This window comes from Paraburkholderia sp. 2C (genome assembly GCF_054589215.1).
Map to the genome: position 1 here is coordinate 1 of NZ_BAAILL010000047.1, position 346 is coordinate 346.

At 69.4% G+C, this 346-nt stretch carries 1 protein-coding gene; it reads right to left on the reverse strand.

Annotated elements, in window-relative coordinates:
• The coding region (locus ACYPXD_RS24345) for an ABC transporter ATP-binding protein (protein WP_459717080.1) at positions 1 to 346 on the reverse strand (346 nt) is incomplete at both ends.

The window sequence follows — 346 nt, forward strand, 5'->3', positions numbered from 1 at the left end:
CGCTGGCGCATGCCGCCCGACAGCTCGCGCGGATACGCATTCTCGAAACCGTCCAGACCGATCAGGTCGATCGCCGCCAGCGCGCGTTCGCGCCGCTCGCGCGCGGGCACGCCCTGCGCTTCGAGCCCCGCCTCGACGTTCTGCAGCACCGTGAGCCACGGAAACAGCGCGAAGGTCTGGAACACCATCGCGACGCCTTCGGCGGGCCCGTCGAGCGGCTTGCCCATATACGTGACTTCGCCGTCGGTCGGCTCGATCAGCCCGGCGATGATGCGCAACAGCGTCGACTTGCCCGACCCCGAACGGCCGAGCAGCCCGACGATTTCGCCTTCGCGCAGCGACAGGT